At 51.8% G+C, this 17420-nt stretch carries 16 protein-coding genes; 4 read left to right on the top strand and 12 right to left on the bottom strand.

The genetic code is table 11. The features are described from left to right. Position 1 precedes the first annotated feature (1 nt). Entirely contained in the window at positions 2-601 is a 600-nt protein-coding gene (locus tag Q9291_RS05055) for a nitroreductase family protein (protein ID WP_306388939.1), read from the top strand. Between the two features lie 97 nt (positions 602-698). Beyond that, complete coding sequence (locus Q9291_RS05050; protein ID WP_306388938.1) at positions 699-1067, top strand: thioredoxin family protein; 369 nt, start codon at positions 699-701, stop codon at positions 1065-1067. 959 nt (positions 1068-2026) lie between these two features. Here the strand turns inward: Q9291_RS05050 and Q9291_RS05045 are convergent. Further along, positions 2027-2503, bottom strand: a complete 477-nt coding sequence (locus Q9291_RS05045; RefSeq protein WP_306388937.1) for an Lrp/AsnC family transcriptional regulator — start codon at positions 2501-2503, stop codon at positions 2027-2029. 162 nt (positions 2504-2665) lie between these two features. Between Q9291_RS05045 and leuA the strand changes: the two genes are divergently transcribed. Further along, positions 2666-4357 (top strand): 2-isopropylmalate synthase, encoded by a 1692-nt coding sequence (gene leuA, locus Q9291_RS05040; protein ID WP_306388936.1) that lies wholly within the window; start codon positions 2666-2668, stop codon positions 4355-4357. Between the two features lie 52 nt (positions 4358-4409). Here the strand turns inward: leuA and Q9291_RS05035 are convergent, their stop codons facing one another. From Q9291_RS05035 to purB, 11 genes are all read right to left on the bottom strand, one after another. Further along, positions 4410-4757, bottom strand: coding sequence for a hypothetical protein (locus tag Q9291_RS05035; RefSeq protein WP_306388935.1), 348 nt, complete (start codon positions 4755-4757; stop codon positions 4410-4412). A gap of 132 nt (positions 4758-4889) precedes the next feature. Continuing rightward, the gene (locus Q9291_RS05030; RefSeq protein ID WP_306388934.1) at positions 4890-5768 is read right to left on the bottom strand and encodes a peptidoglycan DD-metalloendopeptidase family protein; all 879 of its coding nucleotides are present in this window, start codon (positions 5766-5768) and stop codon (positions 4890-4892) included. After that, positions 5765-6400 (bottom strand): protein-L-isoaspartate(D-aspartate) O-methyltransferase, encoded by a 636-nt coding sequence (locus Q9291_RS05025; RefSeq protein ID WP_370530742.1) that lies wholly within the window; start codon positions 6398-6400, stop codon positions 5765-5767. The genes Q9291_RS05030 and Q9291_RS05025 overlap by 4 nt, the downstream gene beginning before the upstream one ends. 47 nt (positions 6401-6447) lie before the next feature. Continuing rightward, the gene (gene surE, locus Q9291_RS05020) at positions 6448-7197 is read right to left on the bottom strand and encodes a 5'/3'-nucleotidase SurE (protein WP_306388932.1); all 750 of its coding nucleotides are present in this window, start codon (positions 7195-7197) and stop codon (positions 6448-6450) included. Positions 7198-7278: 81 nt separating this feature from the next. After that, on the bottom strand, positions 7279-7653 hold the full coding sequence (locus Q9291_RS05015; protein WP_370530739.1) for a DUF2069 domain-containing protein: 375 nt from the start codon (positions 7651-7653) through the stop codon (positions 7279-7281). Beyond that, on the bottom strand, positions 7650-8375 hold the full coding sequence (locus Q9291_RS05010) for a HugZ family pyridoxamine 5'-phosphate oxidase (RefSeq protein ID WP_306388931.1): 726 nt from the start codon (positions 8373-8375) through the stop codon (positions 7650-7652). Before Q9291_RS05010 ends, Q9291_RS05015 begins: the two co-directional genes overlap by 4 nt. Before the next feature lie 36 nt (positions 8376-8411). Next, positions 8412-9002, bottom strand: a complete 591-nt coding sequence (gene wrbA, locus Q9291_RS05005; RefSeq protein WP_306388930.1) for an NAD(P)H:quinone oxidoreductase — start codon at positions 9000-9002, stop codon at positions 8412-8414. Further along, positions 8999-9823 (bottom strand): NYN domain-containing protein, encoded by an 825-nt coding sequence (locus Q9291_RS05000; protein WP_306388929.1) that lies wholly within the window; start codon positions 9821-9823, stop codon positions 8999-9001. The genes wrbA and Q9291_RS05000 overlap by 4 nt, the downstream gene beginning before the upstream one ends. Before the next feature lie 15 nt (positions 9824-9838). Continuing rightward, complete coding sequence (locus tag Q9291_RS04995) at positions 9839-13114, bottom strand: translocation/assembly module TamB domain-containing protein (protein WP_306388928.1); 3276 nt, start codon at positions 13112-13114, stop codon at positions 9839-9841. 53 nt (positions 13115-13167) lie between these two features. After that, positions 13168-14928, bottom strand: a complete 1761-nt coding sequence (locus Q9291_RS04990; protein WP_306388927.1) for an autotransporter assembly complex protein TamA — start codon at positions 14926-14928, stop codon at positions 13168-13170. Between the two features lie 129 nt (positions 14929-15057). Then, complete coding sequence (gene purB / locus Q9291_RS04985; RefSeq protein WP_306388926.1) at positions 15058-16431, bottom strand: adenylosuccinate lyase; 1374 nt, start codon at positions 16429-16431, stop codon at positions 15058-15060. Between the two features lie 207 nt (positions 16432-16638). Between purB and Q9291_RS04980 the strand changes: the two genes are divergently transcribed. Continuing rightward, positions 16639-17313: a transglutaminase-like cysteine peptidase gene (locus Q9291_RS04980; protein ID WP_306388925.1), complete on the top strand. Its 675-nt coding sequence runs from the start codon at positions 16639-16641 to the stop codon at positions 17311-17313. Positions 17314-17420 lie beyond the last annotated feature (107 nt).

The raw sequence follows: 17420 nt of genomic DNA, 5'->3' as shown, positions 1-17420 counted from the left end.
TATGCAAAAGCCTGCGACTACAGAACAACCCATCCATGAACTGCTTGCCAATCGTTGGAGTGGTCGTGCTTACGATGCCAGCAAGTCGGTCAGCTCTACACAAGTCATCAGTTTGCTAGAAGCTGCGCGCTGGGCGCCCTCCTGCTTTGGTGACCAGCCATGGCGGTATGTGGTGTGTAACAAAGCCGAGAATATGCAGGCCTGGCAGGCCGCGTTTGATTGTCTGGTGGCGGCCAATCAAAGCTGGGCAGTCAATGCGCCAGTACTCTTGCTGATTTGTACAGATACCCTGTTCAGCCATAATCAAAAGGCGAACAAATGGGGACCATACGATACAGGCGCTGCGACAGAAAATCTGTGTCTGCAAGCGACCGCACTGGGTCTGATGGCCCATCAAATGGGTGGCTTTGATGCTGATAAGGCACGCGTGGCTTTTAAAGTCCCCGAGCGCTACCAGATATTACCGATGGTCGCTGTGGGCTATCAGGCGCCTGTAGACACACTGACTGACGAGCTGAAAGAGCGTGAAGTCGCGCCACGCAGCCGTAAAACATTGGGTGAGCTGTTCTTTAATGGCACATGGGACAATCCCATCGCATAAGGTTGTTCAGGCCCTCGCACAGAAAGCTTTTTAGCCGCAGAGTGACCTCTGCTACAATATCGCCACAAAATTATTATTGATTGGGACAGGAATTATCATGGCAGTTGTGACGCTCACCAAAGCAAATTTTAAAGAAATCATTGAAAAAAATGCATTTGTAATCGTGGATTTCTGGGCACAGTGGTGTGATCCATGTGTGGCTTTTACGCCGACTTTTGAGGCGGCTGCCGCAAACAATCCGGATATCGTGTTTGGTATGGTCAATACCGAAACAGATCCTGAAATTTCAGACTACTTCGAAGTGAAGCAGATTCCTGGCTTGCTGGTGATTCGTGAACGTGCTGGTATTCATGCGCAGGTGGGTGAGATCGGTGCACCGGCACTGGATGAGATTATCAAATGGGCACGCGAGTTTGATATGACGCCGGTGCGTGAGTTTTACAAGGCGGAAGACGCCAAGCATTAATTGCTGATGTTTGTTTGAAAAAAGCCATGCCATGCATGGCTTTTTGCTTTTTTGGTTGGCTTTATGTGAGTGGTTTTAAGTGAAGTGTTGTTTCAGCTTTAAGCTGGTCAGTTTTTTGATTGGACAAAACTGAAGACCATTCTTAGTGAGAGATTGATTGGTTGTTTGGGGCGTTCTGTTTCGCCTCTCAGCGAGTAACTTTTCTTTGCTTGCACAAAGAACAAGTCACCAAAAGAAAGTGCACCCCAACTTCCGCTTCACCCTTGCGCTACTCGGTTTGCCGGGTGTCCATCGAAATTGGCTACGGCCACTTCGTTTAACATTGCTGCGCAATGTTAGCCTGCGCCGCAACACTACGTTAGTTGTCGCCCTGGCGGCTTGCACAAGACGCAAGCCACTGCGGAACTCAAACAGCCGATGGCCGAAGACTCCCGTCAACCCTGCGTTGCTCGGCGCGGCAGATGGGCCCCCCGGAATGGATGCGTGCGAGATTTGCATTTTACAAGCAGCTTATCAATTTATACTGTTGTGGTGAGTTGTTTTAATCAAACCTACAACGTCTAATTCTCTCCCTCTCCTGGCAGGAGAGGGCCGGGGTGAGGTGGTGGGGTCCCCATCTGCCGCGCCGAGTAGCGCAGGCAAAATAAGGTGAAGCGAGCGGTTGTTTGAATCCCGCGGTGGGCTGCGGTGTGTGCAGCCCGCTAGGATGAGTTTCGCGAGCGCTTATTTTGGCGAGCAACGCAGGAAACAAGCGGAAGCTGGGGTGCACTTTCTTTTGGTTACTTTATCTTTGGGCAAGCAAAGAAAAGTTACTCGCCTAAGGGCGAAAAGCAACCCCAAATGACCAATACCTGCATTTATTATATTACCCCACGCCTGAATTCCGGCCTGCGCCAGAATGACACCAACAGGCTTAGCTCCCTATAAAAAATTAAACGAATGACTTTTATGTGCATATCTCAGTCCACGCGTACTTTCGCCCGTGCCACCACATTCCTCAATACAAAGCTGGTATGCACGCCCGTCACCCCGACAATCTTGGTGATTTTATGCAGCAGTAAATGCTGATAGTCATCCATGTCTTTCACCACGACTTTAAGCAGGTAATCCGATTGTTGGCCGGTAATCAGCAGGCATTCCAGCACTTCAGGGATAGTGATGATACTGCTTTCAAAGTTGGCAAACCGTTCTGGTGTGTGCTGGTCCATGGATATGCCGATTAATGCCATCAGGCTTAAGCCCAGTTTTTTGGCATCGACCAGTGCCTGGTAGCCAGTAATCAGGCCGGCTTGTTCCAGCGCTTTTACTCTTCGTAAACACGGTGCAGGGGAGAGGCCGATACGCTCCGCCAGGTCCTGATTGCTGATGTGGCCGTCGGATTGCAAAATGTCCAGAATGACTTTGTCATAGCGGTCTATTTTCATGAGTATTTTCATGAGTATTTTAATGGTTAATTTAATATTGAAATATTATTACAAAAAAATATATTAAATTGAAATTAAATTTTTTATTTATTCAACTAATTGAATAATTAGCAATCTTATTTTTTGTGAAATCTTTATCATGTCTCTTGTCATCACAAGGTTAAGGAAAACGACATGCAAGCCCAACCCGCACAAAAATATCAGGCATTTCCGCCCGTGCAACTGACTGATCGCCAATGGCCGAACGCAGTGATCAGCCAGCCACCGATCTGGATGAGTACCGATTTGCGTGATGGTAACCAGTCGCTGTTTGAACCGATGGATGCTGACAAGAAGATGCGCATGTTCAAGATGCTGTGCCAGATTGGGTTTAAAGAGATTGAGGTGGCGTTTCCTTCGGCGTCGCAAACCGATTTTAACTTTGTACGCACGCTGATTGAAGCGCAGCATATTCCGGAGGATGTCACCATCGAAGTGTTGACGCAGGCGCGCGAACATCTGATACGTCGCACCATGGAGGCGGTGCGCGGGGCGCGCCGGGTGATTGTGCATATCTATAATGCGACTTCCCCGACGTTTCGTGAAGTCGTGTTTGGCATGAGTAAAGAACAAGTGAAAGCGATGGTGGTCGAGGCGGTAACACTGGTGAAGCAGCTGGCGGCTGACATGCCTGAAACCGAGGTGGTGCTGCAATACAGTCCGGAAACCTTTACCGCGACCGAACTCACTTTTGCCAAGGAAATATGTGACAGGGTCACGGAAGTGTGGGGTGCAACGCCTGCGCGCAAGGTCATCATTAATTGCCCGGCAACCGTAGAAGTGGCGACGCCCAATGTTTATGCTGACCAGATTGAGTGGATGCACAGGCACCTTGCACGACGAGATAGCGTGATTTTGAGCCTGCACCCACACAATGACCGCGGCACGGCGGTGGCGGCGACCGAGCTGGCCATGATGGCTGGCGCGGATCGCGTTGAGGGCTGCCTGTTTGGTCATGGTGAGCGTACCGGTAACGTGGATCTGGTGACTGTGGCACTTAATATGTACACACAGGGCATTCACCCAGGGCTGGATTTTTCCGATATCAACGCGATTGGCCGCACGGTGGAAGCGTGTACGCAGATCGATATCCATCCGCGTCATCCGTATGCGGGTGACCTGGTATTCACGGCGTTTTCCGGTTCGCATCAGGATGCGATCAAGAAAGGGTTTGCAGCACAGGCCAGTGAGGGTACATGGAATGTGCCGTATCTGCCGATAGATCCGCGAGATCTGGGCCGTAGTTATGATTCGATTATTCGCGTCAATAGCCAGTCTGGTAAAGGCGGCGTTGCCTACCTGCTGGAGAGCCAGTACGGGATTGTGATGCCGCGTCGCCTGCAAGTGGAGTTTTCTGGTGTTGTACAGCAATATACGGATAGCCATGGCAGCGAAATGTCAGCAGCAGATATCTGGCAACTGTTCCAGCAAACCTATATGGAAGCGACAACGCCAGTCCGCTATCGCGAATATCACCTTCAGGAAGGCGGGACAGGACAGTCGATCCGGATGCATGTGGATGTCGACGGCATGTCTACCCTGCTAAAGGGAGAGGGTAATGGCCCGATTGATGCAGCAGTACATGCGCTGCAGGGGCTGGGTATTGAGGTGCAGGTGCGCAGTTTTGAGGAGCGCTCTACTGGCGCCAGCCACTCGGGAGGCGAAGCCTTGGCATGTGCCTTTGTCGAAGTGGTTTGTCAGGGCAGCGTATGCTACGGTGTGGGGCTGGACAGCAATATCGTGACCGCGTCCATCAAGGCTGTGTTCAGCGGGATTAACCGTTGCGGCGTGGTCTGCGTCAGCCCGGCGGCAGTTGCCGAGGCGTGATGTTTCAACATGACATTGCCATGCTTGCATGCATGGCAATGTGCCCGCCGAATTACCAGTGGCCAGTCGTGATCAGTCTGACAATGAAAAACAGTCCCATCAGCATCATGAAATATACCGGCAGGTTGCTGGCTGACTGGTGCCGGGCGTCGCTGATGGTGGTCACGTAACGGTGAAAAAGGTAAAGTAGAATGGCGCCCAGCAGAATAAGTACTGCATTGATGGCCGAGCTTTTGATCCAGTTCACAGCATCCAGTAGCTTGAAATGCCGGTTAAATACATGGATGGCAATCCCGGTCAGACCGCACAGGATCAGTGCCAGTGATAGCAGTGACTGCAATATTTTCCACTTGCTGTCGGGGCGTATGTTACGTTGTTTGGCGTAGCGATCAGGGTTCATACAAACACCTTTCCATCAGCCTGCATTTACTTAAGTCACTGTGTTAACAGCATACTGTATCTTGCATCTTAATCAATGGATTTTAATTGTGCGCAAACAGTACACACAAAAGTGGATACTCATAAAAGCGGATTAAGTGTTGCTGCCCGGCAGGTAGCTTGCCGGGTCAACCGGTTTGCCTTTCTGGCGAATTTCAAAATGCAGGGTCGTCGCCTGCGCTGCCCCTGATGACGGCAGGTTGGCCAGTTTGTCACCTTGCGAGACATAGCTACCTTCTTTAACCAGTGAGCTGCCCTGGTGTGCATACACAGACAGCAGGTTACTGTTGTGTTTGACGATAATCAGCTTGCCATAGCCGCGCACATCCATGCCGCTGTAAATCACTTTTCCGGCACCTGCTGCCGCTACTGGCTGGCCTGGTGCACCGGTGATGTTCAATCCCTTGTTGGTTTGCGGATCAAAGCTCGTGCTGATTTTGCCATTGAGCGGCCATTGCCATTGAATCGCAGTATCGGCGATATTCTCTATGTCCAGCGGTGTAGTGGTTTTTGCTGCGTCAGTGGCCGGTTTGGCAACCGCTGTCTCTACGGCAGGGCTGGTGGCATCTCCCGATATCGCGATCTCGGGCTGGCTGATCGGCGCTGTGACGACTTCCGCATCTTCTGCAGAAGCGTTAGTCGACTCACTGCTTGGTCGCGTGGCACTCGTGTTGCCTGATTTGCCACTCAGATTGAGTACCTGGCCCACATGAATCGGATAGGGCACCGTTAACTGGTTAATTTCGGCCAACTTCAGGTAAGAAATGCCGAGTTTTTTGCCTATGTTGTAGAGCGTGTCACCTTTTTGCACCAGATATTGGTTGTTGCCTAATGTTACTGGCACAGGCGGTGATGGTTTGTGATCTGTTGACGGGCTGCTGCTTACCGGTGCGGGTGGCATGGGAGAGTTCATGACACACGCGGCCAGTGCGCAGCTTGCAGCCAGCGTGAGCGTAACAGCACGTAATTTCATGATAAAGCAGTGCCTCCGAGCAAGGGGACAAATTTTACAGGTTCCAGCGCAGTTTGCTGAACGCCTTGTGTAGTACGCTGAATCAGGTGCAATACCTGCTCAGTGGTACCGACAGGAATCACCATGCGCCCGCCGACGGCCAGTTGTTCTACCAGTTCTTGCGGTACATGGCTGGCAGCGGCGGTGACGATAATGCCGTCAAACGGACCATACCCTTTTAATCCCAGACTGCCATCAGCATGGTCCAGTTTTACATTGGTACATTTTAACGTACGCAAATGGTTACGTGCTTTCATAACCAGTGGCCGGATGCGCTCCAGAGAGTAGACCTCTTTGCACACGCGAGACAATACCGATGTTTGATAGCCGCAACCGGTGCCGATTTCCAGCACCTTGCCCGGCGTCACGCCATTGCGCAAAATCTGGGTCATTTTGGCCACAATATACGGTTGCGAAATGGTTTGGCCGTAGCCTATCGGTAATGACACATCTTCGTAAGCGCGGATAGACAGCGCTTCATCGACAAAAATATGGCGCGGAATATCGGCCATGGCGGCAATCACCACTTCATCCTGAATGCCTTGTTCGCGCAGGCGTGACAGCATGCGGTCGCGCGTGCGCGACGAGGTCATGCCGATGCCGGTTTTGTGGGTAGTTCGGGTTGGAATCGCCATAACACTTATTGATTGGCTTGCAACCAGTGTTGCAGGGTTCCGATTTGAGCGTGTTTGGTCAGGTCTACCTGAATGGGCGAGATCGAAACATAGCCTTGGGCCACCGCGTAAAAGTCTGTACCTTCGCCACCATCATTCGGTTGTCCGGCAGCACCCACCCAATAGACGGTTTCTCCGCGAGGTGTTTTTAACTGAATCACCGGTTCAGCTTTGTGGCGTTTGCCCAAGCGGGTGATTTGCTGGCCTTTGATTGCTTGGAGGGGAATGTCTGGCACATTAATGTTTAACAAAGTCGGTTCGAGAATTTCACTGTGATTGAATTTCTTGACCAGTTCCACGATCACTTTGGCGGCGGTTTCAAAGTGGGTGGGTTGATGCTGCGACATAGAAACCGCAAACGAAGGGATACCAAGCAAGTAGCCTTCAGTCGCGGCAGCCACGGTGCCGGAATAAATCGTGTCATCGCCCATGTTGGCACCATCATTGATGCCACTGATGACCATGTCGGGCATTTCCTGCATCAAGCCAGTCAGTGCAATATGCACACAGTCGGTGGGCGTGCCATTGACGTAGAAAAAACCATTCGACGCCTGTTTAACGCTCAGGGGCCGATCCAGCGTCAGTGAGTTACTGGCGCCGCTACGGTTACGCTCCGGCGCCACCACCGTGATATCGGCAATCTTGCGCAGGTGTTTTGCCAATATATTCAGGCCCGGTGCCAGATAGCCGTCGTCATTCGATAACAAAATTTTCATGCACGTTATTATATAAGGTTTGTCTGGCTTGTTAGCGTCTGCGTACTAAAGAATTTATGCGGTGATTTTTAAAAGGAATTGTCATGCCACATTGGCCGATTGATAGCGTTGCGCTGTATATTTGGCATAAGTAATCGTGCAAGCAAAAAACAGCACACTCAATGCTACCTCGGTGGCCGCCAGCACCTGCCCCAGGCCCGTTTCAGACCATGTGCGGACAACGCCTTCGGTAAAGTACAGCAAGATCAGCATGCCGGCCCACTGGTAGGTATAGCGTTTGCCGCGCAAGATGCCAAACAGTGGCGATAATAATGGCAATGCTTTCAAAAACAGCAGGCTGCCGCCCGCACGTAATGGTGATAAAAATATTTCCCAGCCCAGGCATAATAAAATCAGTGCCAGTAAGCTGCCACTCGCGCCCAGACGACTCAATTGCAACAAGCTACGCTGCATCATGATTTGCATGCCTGAGACAAAGCCACCAACGCTTTGCGGGCTGCTTGCGCGTTGAGAACCGGTTGTTCAAACACAAATCTTAACTGGCCCTGTATTTCTTCACCCTGGTGATAGCGCACATCAAAGCCTTCAGCATCCATGCCTATCATTTCTGCATTGTCGGCGGTCACGTTGTGTACATGCTGGCAATACTGCAGAAGACTATCCTGGTGATCCGCATTCATATGCGTGAGAATCCCTTGTTCGTGCTCCACCAGCTCGGTGCTGGCAATATCCGCATTGAGTGCGTTGCCTTCAAACCAGCCCATGCGGCCAAAGCCTGCGATATAACGCACATGGTCAATGCGAATGCGGTAAAAGTTAAAGTCATGCATATCAAAATAACTGGCCGCTTGCGGTAAGTAGCGTAAATAACGGGCCCGCAGGTCAGCATCCTGTTTGTCACAGGGAATCGCCTCACCCATCAGGGTCAGGCGGGCATTGGCCTGTAAATCTTCGGCACCGGAAAACACCAGTAAAGACACTTTGGCATGTTGCTGGATGTTTTTGGTGTGCTCGGCAATGTCACTGATCAGAATCACCGGTTCAGCCTGCTGGTTGCAGACAAAGGGCGCGACAGACCCAAATGGATACTCTGGGTATTTCACCGAGTGCGTGGACAAAATGGCATGGCGGGTGCCAAATAAAAACTGGCGGGCTTCGCGGGCAAGAGCGGCAGACATACATGTTTCCTTGAAAACGAAAAAATTCTAATGAGGCTACTGCAATTTGAGCGCAGTTTCGGCCAAACGTTTCCCCAATGCCAGACACAGCTTTTTCTCGTCATCCGAAATTGGCTGGTCATCCATGGCACCGCCGACATGGCTGGCACCGTAAGGCGTACCGCCTGTTTTGGTCACGCCCAACTGCGGCTCTGAATAAGGCAGACCAAGCAGCAGCATGCCATGATGCATGAGTGGAATCATCATGGTCAGCAAGGTGGTTTCGTTGCCACCGTGCATGGAGCCGCTGGAGGTAAATACAGCCGCCGGTTTACCAATCAACGCCCCCTTCAGCCAGAGGCCAGAGGTGCCGTCGAGGAAATACTTCATGGGCGCCGCCATATTTCCAAAGCGGGTAGGGCTGCCCATTGCCAGTCCGGCACATTGTTGCAGATCCTGCAAGCTAGCATAAGGCGCGCCTGTGGTCGGCAGGTCCGGTTCTGTCGCTTCACAGTTGGCCGAGACTTTGGGCACGGTGCGCAGACGCGCCTGCGCGCCAGCCACACTCTCCACTCCACGTGCGATGAGTTGCGCCATTTCTTTGACCGCCCCCCCCTGGGAGTAATACAGCACCAGAATTTCTGTCATTTTTTTCGTTTATCTTTCACCCGTTGTTTTTTTGTATCAAGCTCAAACAACCCTATGGTTTGTATCAGTTCACTAAACTTGGCATAACCATAGTTTCTGGAATCAAATGCTGAATAGTTTTTAATGATATGTTTTTTGACTTCACTCAGGTTGGCAAAACTATCGTCGTCAGACAGCGCTTCAATCGCCGAGCGAATCAGTGACACCAGCTTTGCATCCATCGCCAGTTGTTGGGAGGTTTTTTTAACCACAGGACTCAGTGTCACCAGTTCAGGCGTTGCCGTACTTTTTGCTGACGTTTCAGACTTGTCTGCCACGATTTTATCGTGATGCGGCACTATTGCCGTTTCCTCTGCTTCGGCTTTTTTGTCCTGTGACAGAATCTCGATGAAGACAAACTGGTTACAGGCGGCACGCAGCGACTCAGGGGTTTTGGCTTCGCCAAAGCCATACACCCATTTGCCCGATTCACGGAAGCGTATGGCCAGGCGCGTGAAGTCACTGTCGCTGGATACAATGCATACGCCGTCTAGGGGTGCAGTGTACAACAAGTCCATGGCATCAATGATCAGGGCACTGTCAGTGGCATTTTTGCCTTTGGTGTTGGCATATTGCTGCATGGGTTGTATGGCGTGTTTGGGCAGTACCTCTTTCCAGCGGCTCAACTGGTGTTGCGTCCAATCCCCATAGATCCGTCGGATACTGGCATCACCAAACTTGGAGATTTCTTCAAACAGGGCATCAATGATGGGAATGACGTTAAATGTGTTGTCGGCGTCGATCAGCACAGCCAGTCGGGGATTGGTCTTATCGGTACTCATGCGGTGAAGGCTCCATTAGTCAAAGCTGAAGCTGTAAAACACATCCAGCGCGTTATCCGAACCCGTGCGTGTTTCAATCACAATACGTTTGGTCAGTTGATAGGTGAGTTTACCAACATTTAGCAGGCCGACAATGCTTTTTTCGTATCCGACCACCAGATTTTTATTGATGCGTTTACCCACACTGACCGCATAATTGGTGCTGCTCGAGCCACGCACATCAATACTGTCCAGCCCGATAGTTTGTGCGATTTTGGTTTGCAGCGAGACGGAGTCACCTTGTGACAACAAGGCACCTGCCGCCACGGACAGCATGGCCATATCACTACTGCCCACTGCAGATATAGGTTGACCTAGCACCAGCAGTGATATTTTATTTTCATTGGTGGTTTCAGGCGTGGCCACCAGTTTCAGTTGCGGGGTTTGCAGGCTGCCATTGATCTGGATGCCTACCTTGGTGCTTTCGACCTGGCGGGTTGCTAGGATATCAAGGCCGATATTCGGGATTTTTCCGCTAAAGATCAGGCGACCGGTTTCAATATTGAGGGATTGTCCATAAGCCAGGTAGGTGCCGGTGATGTCAAGTGTGCCGGCTGCTGACAGTTGGTCCAGTTCACCGTTCAGGCGCATCTGGCCGCTCAGCGCGCCATTTAGTCCTTGTCCGCGTAGCATAAACTGCTCAGACTCTTTAAATGGAGGGCTTGGCTTGCTCCCAAAATCCAGTTCAAAATCCTGAAATGATAATCTGGAGGCAGGCTTGACCGAGACGGTCTCACTCGACGCGATGACCACATCTTCGCTCAATTGAGGCCTGTCTGCTTTTGGCAACTCGAACAAGCCTTTGTGTATGTTGAGTTTGCCTTGTATCTGGGTCTGCTCTGGCGTGATTTGTAATTGCGACCTGCCACTGAGTTCGACCCAGCGATCAACGCGAGACAGTGCTTGCAGGTGGTCCATGCTGAGTCCGAGATCGAGCTGCCAATATGCCTGATCAAATGTCAGCAGGCCGGTGCCTGTGAGTTGGCCGCTTTTACCAGAAAACTGCATCTGATTGAGGCGCATCTGCTCACCTTGTAAGCCAATATTCAGCATGCCCTGTTGTAGCCACAGCCCTTGCGAGGGAATGCTGAGGGCGAGGCCGCTGCCGGTAATGCTGCCTTGTAACTGCGGATGCGCCAGGGTGCCGTTGGCACGCACGTCCAATGTGAGCGCACCTGCAGGCTGAATGTCAGGCAATAGTTTGCCCAGCCAGTCTATGTGGCTCAGATGTCCATTCAGCCGGGCAGTGAGCGGGGCTGTCTTTTTTAGTACAAACCCATTTGACGTCGGGCTTATTTCTGTGTCTGCTTGCACGGCCAGGGTGCCTGTCTGTGCAGTTTCAATCGTGGTGGCAAGCGTGATACGGTTGTTGGTGGCCTGTAATCCGGCGCTCAGTTTTTGTAATTGCAGTGCATGCCATTGCGTGTTGATTGTGTCATATACCAGCCAGTCACCACTGGCTTTTTGTAACTGGAATGTGCCGTTGAATGTCTGATCCAGGTTCAGGTTCCAGTCGGCATCCAGGCGTAAATGTTGTGCTGGTAACGGTGCCTGAATGGTCGGGTTTGCCCACGCGAGTAGCGCTTGTAGCGGAAACTGCTTCAGGCCCCCTTGACTGTGCAGTTGCATTGCGGTGGCGACTGTTCCACTAGATGCATTGTCCGCAGGACGATAGGCAAGTTGCTTCATCAGCAATTGTCCACCAATCACGCGTATGTCCAGGTCTTGCAGTTCAAACCCCTGTTGTGGATGCCAATTCAGTGCCGCAGCATGCGCAAGCTGGAAAACCTTGCCGGTTTCATCCTCGAGCTGAGTCAGTTGGCCGTGCCAGCCCCGATCATCCGACATGCCTGCTATTTGTGCGTTGACCGTGCGGTGCAACTGGGGGTCACTGTCTTGTACATGCAGTGCCAGCTGGTGTTGTGCCAGGCTGCCCTGCAATGTGAGTGATGCATCAATAGGTGGACTGTTGTTGCCTTGTATATCTTGTTGTGTCAGGCCCTTTAATTGTACTGAAAGCTTCAACGGTGCTTGTGCATGGCTGGATATCTGCCCGGAGGCCTGAAGTGTGGGTAGCGTCAGACCTTGTGGCAACTGTAGTTGCTGCCCCTGCAACTCAAAATGCGCACTCTGCTGTTCTGACCCATGGCGCAGGCTACCTTGTCCACGCAGCTGGCCGGCAAACCCCGGCATGAACTGCTCCAGATTGGGCAGGCTGACTTGCCACTGCAGTTGTGTGGTGGCAGGGGATGAGGTATCTGCGGCCCCTTGTAGCCTGAGCGTGTTTTGATCCAGTTGCGCCAGGATATCCATGGCCAATAACTGCGTGCCTGATAACGAGGCCGTGCCACGCACGGTGAATGCCTGTTGCTGGAGATGACTATCACCTGCATCTACGGTGATACGCATGACGCCGTGCTCGGCAAGGCTGCCGTCTGCCAGGATTTGCAAGTCCATCTTCCCTGCCAGTTGCGGATGCAGATGACTTGCCTGCAGGTTTTTCAGGTGAAAGTTAAGCTGGCTAGAACGCGCCGCATCCAGACCAATCGAGGCATCCAGTTGTACGACATCTTGAATCTGATCACCTTCTGTTTGGCTGTTGACCGGGACAATGGCATAAGGCTTGGCACCGGGTTGATAGTGATGTGCGGAAGTGATCTGCAAGCGGCTCAAATCACCATGTAATTCTGTGCGTAAATAGTAGGCCATTTCACCCTGAGCCTGTTTCAGTGCCAGCCAGCCGTTGACAGAAAAGGGAGCACTGTTTTGCATGTCAAACGTGGTCTGTATATTTCCCCAGGGGCTGCTCGCCTCCATGATCCTGAACTGCAAATGTGCGCTGTCTGCATGCAGGTCAAACTGGATATGTTCAATGTGGGTAATGCTGATCCCCTGTTTGATGGTGAGCCGCTCGATTGTGCCCGATTGCAGTTGAAAGGGCAGGGGAATATGGATGTGTGACGGCATGGGTGCTGCCACTTTTTTGTCGGAAGGAGGCGGATTCGCTTTAAATTGCAGGGTGACCTGCCGGGCATTGAATTGTGAAACGGTGAGTTCGCCACGCGGTGTCACACCCAGACGCATGCGCGAGTCTATGCCGTCAACGGTCAGGATGGCGTTGCCCAGATCGGTTTCAATATGGGTGAGGCTGCCCATGATCATCACATTCGCAGCCCAAATGATCTGAGGCGTGATGATCAGTGACAGGCAGAGCCATCCCACCAGCAAAAAGCGCAGGAGGGATTTAAACATGGCGCACCACAATGGTTTGCGAAGACTTTGCGTGATGCAATGGCTCTTCGGATTCAAAAGTTAACTCCCAGATTAAAATGCAGCCGGTATTCTTTGGTTTGCTCGCCATAGGCAATATCCACGCCGACCGGCCCGATGGGGCTGCGCCAGCGCACGCCCAAGCCATAGCCAAGCGCAGGGTCGTAATCCTGCCATCGATTGGCAGCGTTACCAAAGTCTACAAACACGGCTGCACCCCATGCATGCGTCAGCCATTGCACAATTTCACTGCTACCCGTGAGCAGGACGCGGCCGCCGGTAATGGCATCGCCCTCTTTGACGCCCAGGGACTGGAAAGCATACCCGCGCACTGACTGGTCGCCCCCCGCACGGAATAAATAAGTGGCCGGCACACTGGTGGAGCCAGAGATTATCCCGACTTCGAGCCGTCCCAGCCATTGGGTATTGGTCGCCAGTGGATAAAAAGCCTGCACGCGTGCCTGGGATTGCAAAAAACGTCCGTCAGACAGCCGGTCAAAAGGCGCCAGCTGAAATTGTGTATTGAGTATCCAGCCTTTGGTGGGCGCCAGCGCAAAATCCAGCTGGCGCATATTGATGCCATAAGCGACAGTCGCGGCCTTGTTGAATTGTGAGGACTCACCGTCCACCGTTAAAAACTCGTAGAGCAGATTGGCACCGACAAATTGCTCAAACCGGGAGGGTTGTCCCCAATAGCGCCTGACCCCGTTTTGCAAGGCGGTGGTGATCTGTCCCTCCAGATCGGTACGCGTCACACTGTTTTGTATGCTGTCCCGGTAACCTTGTTTATCCGTGAGAAAAGTGACGTTGGAGATCGCTGCCTGCAGCCGCTGCTCCAGCCGGATGCTGCTGTCCCACAACAGGCCACGGTCAAACAAATTGCGATCCGTATAATTAAACACCATGCGTGCCCCAGTGTTGGTGCTGGCCCCTACCCCTATGCGTACATTTTTCTGATCCTGTTCGTGCACGGTGACATCAATGTCGGCTGTCTGGTCGGGGTTAAGCTGGCGGGTGTTGGCGACCACATCGACCTGACTGAATTTACCGCTTGCCATCAGTGCGTTTTGCAACGAGAGCAATTCTGATGGCTGATAGGGGGTGCCGGGATGGATGTTCATCAGCGGCTCAAACATGTGTGCATGATAATGTTTCAGGCCGTGCAGAGTGACTTTGCCAAAGCGGACGGCGGGGCCTGAGTCTACCTTGATCGATATGGTGACCAGATGGCTTTGCGGATGAATCAGTGCACGTGATTCAGTGAGCTTGGCATTGGGGAATTCGGCGCGCAACAGCGTGCCAAGCAGGGCGCGTTTGGCGGAGGTCCATGCCTCCTGCGTAAAGGGGTGTTGCGGTTGCAGTGCCCAAGTTTGCCGACATTGCGCGAGTGACAGGCTGTGTTTGCCCGGCTGACTGGCGATGTCACCCGTAAAATCGATGCTGACGCTCTGGATGCTGGCTTGTTCGGGAAGGTCAATGTTAAATACGACAGTGTGTGGAGATTCCTGAGCTATGGTGGTGCGCGCTTTGAAATAGCCTTGCGTGGCTAGTAAATCGGAAATTTCCTGGGGTGTTTTCTGAATCATGCGGCGCCATTCAGCATCATTCATGCGTGGATTGCGCATGGCATCGTGGATGGACAGGTGCTGTTCAAGCAGCGTTTTTAAGGGGGCTTTGTCAGTGTTTTCAGACGCACTGCTTACACTGAAACGGGTTTGATAAGCACCGCCTTGTTTGACTTCAAACCAGTCAGATGACTGCGCACAAGCCAGTGAGGCCAGGCAAAAGTGCAGCATAGCAAAGCACTTGGCCCCAGCCCGTTTGGCGGTTGAAATCGGATGAACAATCGATTTCTTGAGTTTTCCTGGCGTCGAGACTAAAACGTAAGCGTCCTCAAAAAACGAAAAAAATATGCGATGTGTTGGCTATGTGATGTGCTTTACTAACTGACCGGCTTTGCCGGTATAAGTTGCAGGCGTCAATGCCAGCAGATATTGTTTGGCTTCTACAGGAATCTGCAGCGTTTCGATAAAGGTATGCAGGGATGGCTGGTTGATGCCACCTTTGCCACGTGTCAGCTCTTTGAGTTGCTCATAGGGATTTTCAATACCATAACGGCGCATCACAGTCTGGATAGGTTCTGCCAGGACTTCCCAACTGTTATTGAGGTCTTCCTGCAGGCGTTGCGGATTAATTTCGAGTTTGTTCAGGCCGCGCAGGCAGGAATCATAACCCAGCAAGGCATAGCCCAGCGCGACGCCCATATTGCGCAATACGGTGGAGTCTGTCAGGTCACGCTGCCAGCGTGAAATCGGCAGCTTTTCTGCCAGGTGTCGCAAGACCGCGTTTGCCAGCCCCAGATTGCCTTCGGAATTTTCAAAGTCAATTGGATTGACTTTATGCGGCATAGTGGATGACCCAATTTCACCTGCCTTGACCTTTTGTTTGAAGTAACCCACCGAAATGTAGCCCCAGATATCCCGATTCAGGTCAATTAAAATGGTATTGATGCGCGACAGGGTGTCATACAGCTCGGCCATATAGTCATGCGGCTCAATCTGGATGGTCATCGGGTTGTAGGTCAGTCCCAGTGACTCTACAAATTGCTTGGCAAAGTTTTCCCAGTCAAAGTCGGGGTAGGCAGATAAATGTGCATTGAAGTTACCCACGGCACCATTGATTTTGCCTAATATCTCATTGCCCTGCAGTTGTACGATCTGGCGTTGCAAGCGATAAACCACGTTGGCCAGCTCTTTGCCCATGGTGGTCGGGCTGGCAGTTTGTCCATGGGTGCGGGAGAGCATGGCCTGGTCAGCCAGGTCTTTGGACAAATCGGTCAGGCGCGTGATGACTTGCTGCAAAAATGGCAGCATCACGGCATCGCGTGCCGCCTTTAGCATCAGGGCGTGCGACAAGTTGTTAATGTCTTCAGAGGTACAGGCAAAGTGAATAAACTCGCTGGCTTTCTTGATTTCAGGATTGCCGTCAAACTTCTCTTTCAACCAGTACTCGAGCGCTTTGACGTCGTGGTTGGTGCGCATTTCAATCGCTTTGACCTGTGCTGCATCCTCTTCACTGAATCCGCTGATCGCAGCATCGAGCTCTGCAATGGTTTCAGGGCTGAATGCAGCAATTTCACTTAATGCGCTGGCGGCACTGAGTGCTTTGAGCCACTCCACTTCCACCAGTGCGCGGTGCTTGATCAGCGCGAATTCGCTGAAATAGGGCCGCAAAGGATCCAGTTTTGATTGGTAGCGGCCATCCAGGGGTGAGAGTGCGTTAAGCGTGGTCAAAGACATAATTGGGTATGCGTGTTGTGTTTCAAAAGTGCTATTTTACCCAATACGCTCCGGCTTGTCTTTGCTTAAAGGTATTTGCCTGATCTATTCGCATAGGCAGGCAAGCGGCCGCAGAGGATTGAATTTATCGGTGAAACCCTTGTTGTTTTTGCATTTGCGGGGGTATGCTGCATGCCATAATCCATGGCTGGAAATCTTTTAATTTACATGAAACGCCACGCCTCCATATCATTTTCAAGCATTGCGACCGGCCTCACACTGTTGCTGTGTTTGTGCTGGCCGCTGACTTATGCGGACGACTATGTCTTGGTGATGCTGGAGAAAATCCGTCAGCGATACAGCGAAGAGGCTTATCAGAATGTCATGCGTTTGCGTGAGTTGACTGTGCAGTTGGCGGGTGTCAGCGAAATGACCAAGATCGGCATGGTGAACGATTTTACCAATCAGCATGTACTCTTCGTCGATGATATTGACCTGTGGGGCATAGATGATTATTGGGCCACCCCCCTGGAAACCTTTGGTAAAGGGGCTGGCGACTGTGAGGATTTCAGTATTGCCAAGTATATGTTGCTTAAAAAGCTCGGGGTCTCCAGTGATAAGTTGCGATTGACTTATGTACGGGCCCGCATGCCGAGCGGGGCTATCCGGCCGCATATGGTGTTGGCCTATTATGCAACGCCAGCCAGCGATCCGTTGATTCTGGATAATTTATCTTTTGAGTTGCTGCCGGCTTCCAGACGTGGGGATTTGTATCCGGTCTTCAGCTTTAATGACAAAGGCCTGTTTGTGGCCAATAACCCGAATGTGCGTGCCGGTTCTGCCACCAATATATCCAAATGGCGGGATGTGGTGACACGTATGCGACAGGATGGGCTGGAATGAGAAAAAAACAGTTGAAAAGATGGTTATTGTCCGTGGTTGGTGCTAGGCTTGAAGTCAGATGCCTACAACACATACGGGTTGTTGCTGGATATACCCCAACATAAAAA

The organism is Methylophilus aquaticus, from assembly GCF_030769565.1.
Lineage (GTDB): Bacteria > Pseudomonadota > Gammaproteobacteria > Burkholderiales > Methylophilaceae > Methylophilus > Methylophilus aquaticus.
The sequence above is the reverse complement of the archived record's forward strand: the minus strand, read 5'-3'. Positions and strand labels throughout refer to the sequence as shown.

Bases quoted from the DNA above. Each gene is read 5' to 3' on its own strand.
- Q9291_RS05055 (WP_306388939.1), top strand. From the start codon at position 2: ATGCAAAAGCCTGCGACTACAGAACAACCCATCCATGAACTGCTTGCC.
- Q9291_RS05050 (WP_306388938.1), top strand. From the start codon at position 699: ATGGCAGTTGTGACGCTCACCAAAGCAAATTTTAAAGAAATCATTGAA.
- Q9291_RS05045 (WP_306388937.1), bottom strand. From the start codon at position 2,503: ATGAAAATACTCATGAAAATAGACCGCTATGACAAAGTCATTCTGGAC.
- leuA (WP_306388936.1), top strand. From the start codon at position 2,666: ATGCAAGCCCAACCCGCACAAAAATATCAGGCATTTCCGCCCGTGCAA.
- Q9291_RS05035 (WP_306388935.1), bottom strand. From the start codon at position 4,757: ATGAACCCTGATCGCTACGCCAAACAACGTAACATACGCCCCGACAGC.
- Q9291_RS05030 (WP_306388934.1), bottom strand. From the start codon at position 5,768: ATGAAATTACGTGCTGTTACGCTCACGCTGGCTGCAAGCTGCGCACTG.
- Q9291_RS05025 (WP_370530742.1), bottom strand. From the start codon at position 6,400: ATGACCTCGTCGCGCACGCGCGACCGCATGCTGTCACGCCTGCGCGAA.
- surE (WP_306388932.1), bottom strand. From the start codon at position 7,197: ATGAAAATTTTGTTATCGAATGACGACGGCTATCTGGCACCGGGCCTG.
- Q9291_RS05015 (WP_370530739.1), bottom strand. From the start codon at position 7,653: ATGATGCAGCGTAGCTTGTTGCAATTGAGTCGTCTGGGCGCGAGTGGC.
- Q9291_RS05010 (WP_306388931.1), bottom strand. From the start codon at position 8,375: ATGTCTGCCGCTCTTGCCCGCGAAGCCCGCCAGTTTTTATTTGGCACC.
- wrbA (WP_306388930.1), bottom strand. From the start codon at position 9,002: ATGACAGAAATTCTGGTGCTGTATTACTCCCAGGGGGGGGCGGTCAAA.
- Q9291_RS05000 (WP_306388929.1), bottom strand. From the start codon at position 9,823: ATGAGTACCGATAAGACCAATCCCCGACTGGCTGTGCTGATCGACGCC.
- Q9291_RS04995 (WP_306388928.1), bottom strand. From the start codon at position 13,114: ATGTTTAAATCCCTCCTGCGCTTTTTGCTGGTGGGATGGCTCTGCCTG.
- Q9291_RS04990 (WP_306388927.1), bottom strand. From the start codon at position 14,928: ATGCTGCACTTTTGCCTGGCCTCACTGGCTTGTGCGCAGTCATCTGAC.
- purB (WP_306388926.1), bottom strand. From the start codon at position 16,431: ATGTCTTTGACCACGCTTAACGCACTCTCACCCCTGGATGGCCGCTAC.
- Q9291_RS04980 (WP_306388925.1), top strand. From the start codon at position 16,639: ATGAAACGCCACGCCTCCATATCATTTTCAAGCATTGCGACCGGCCTC.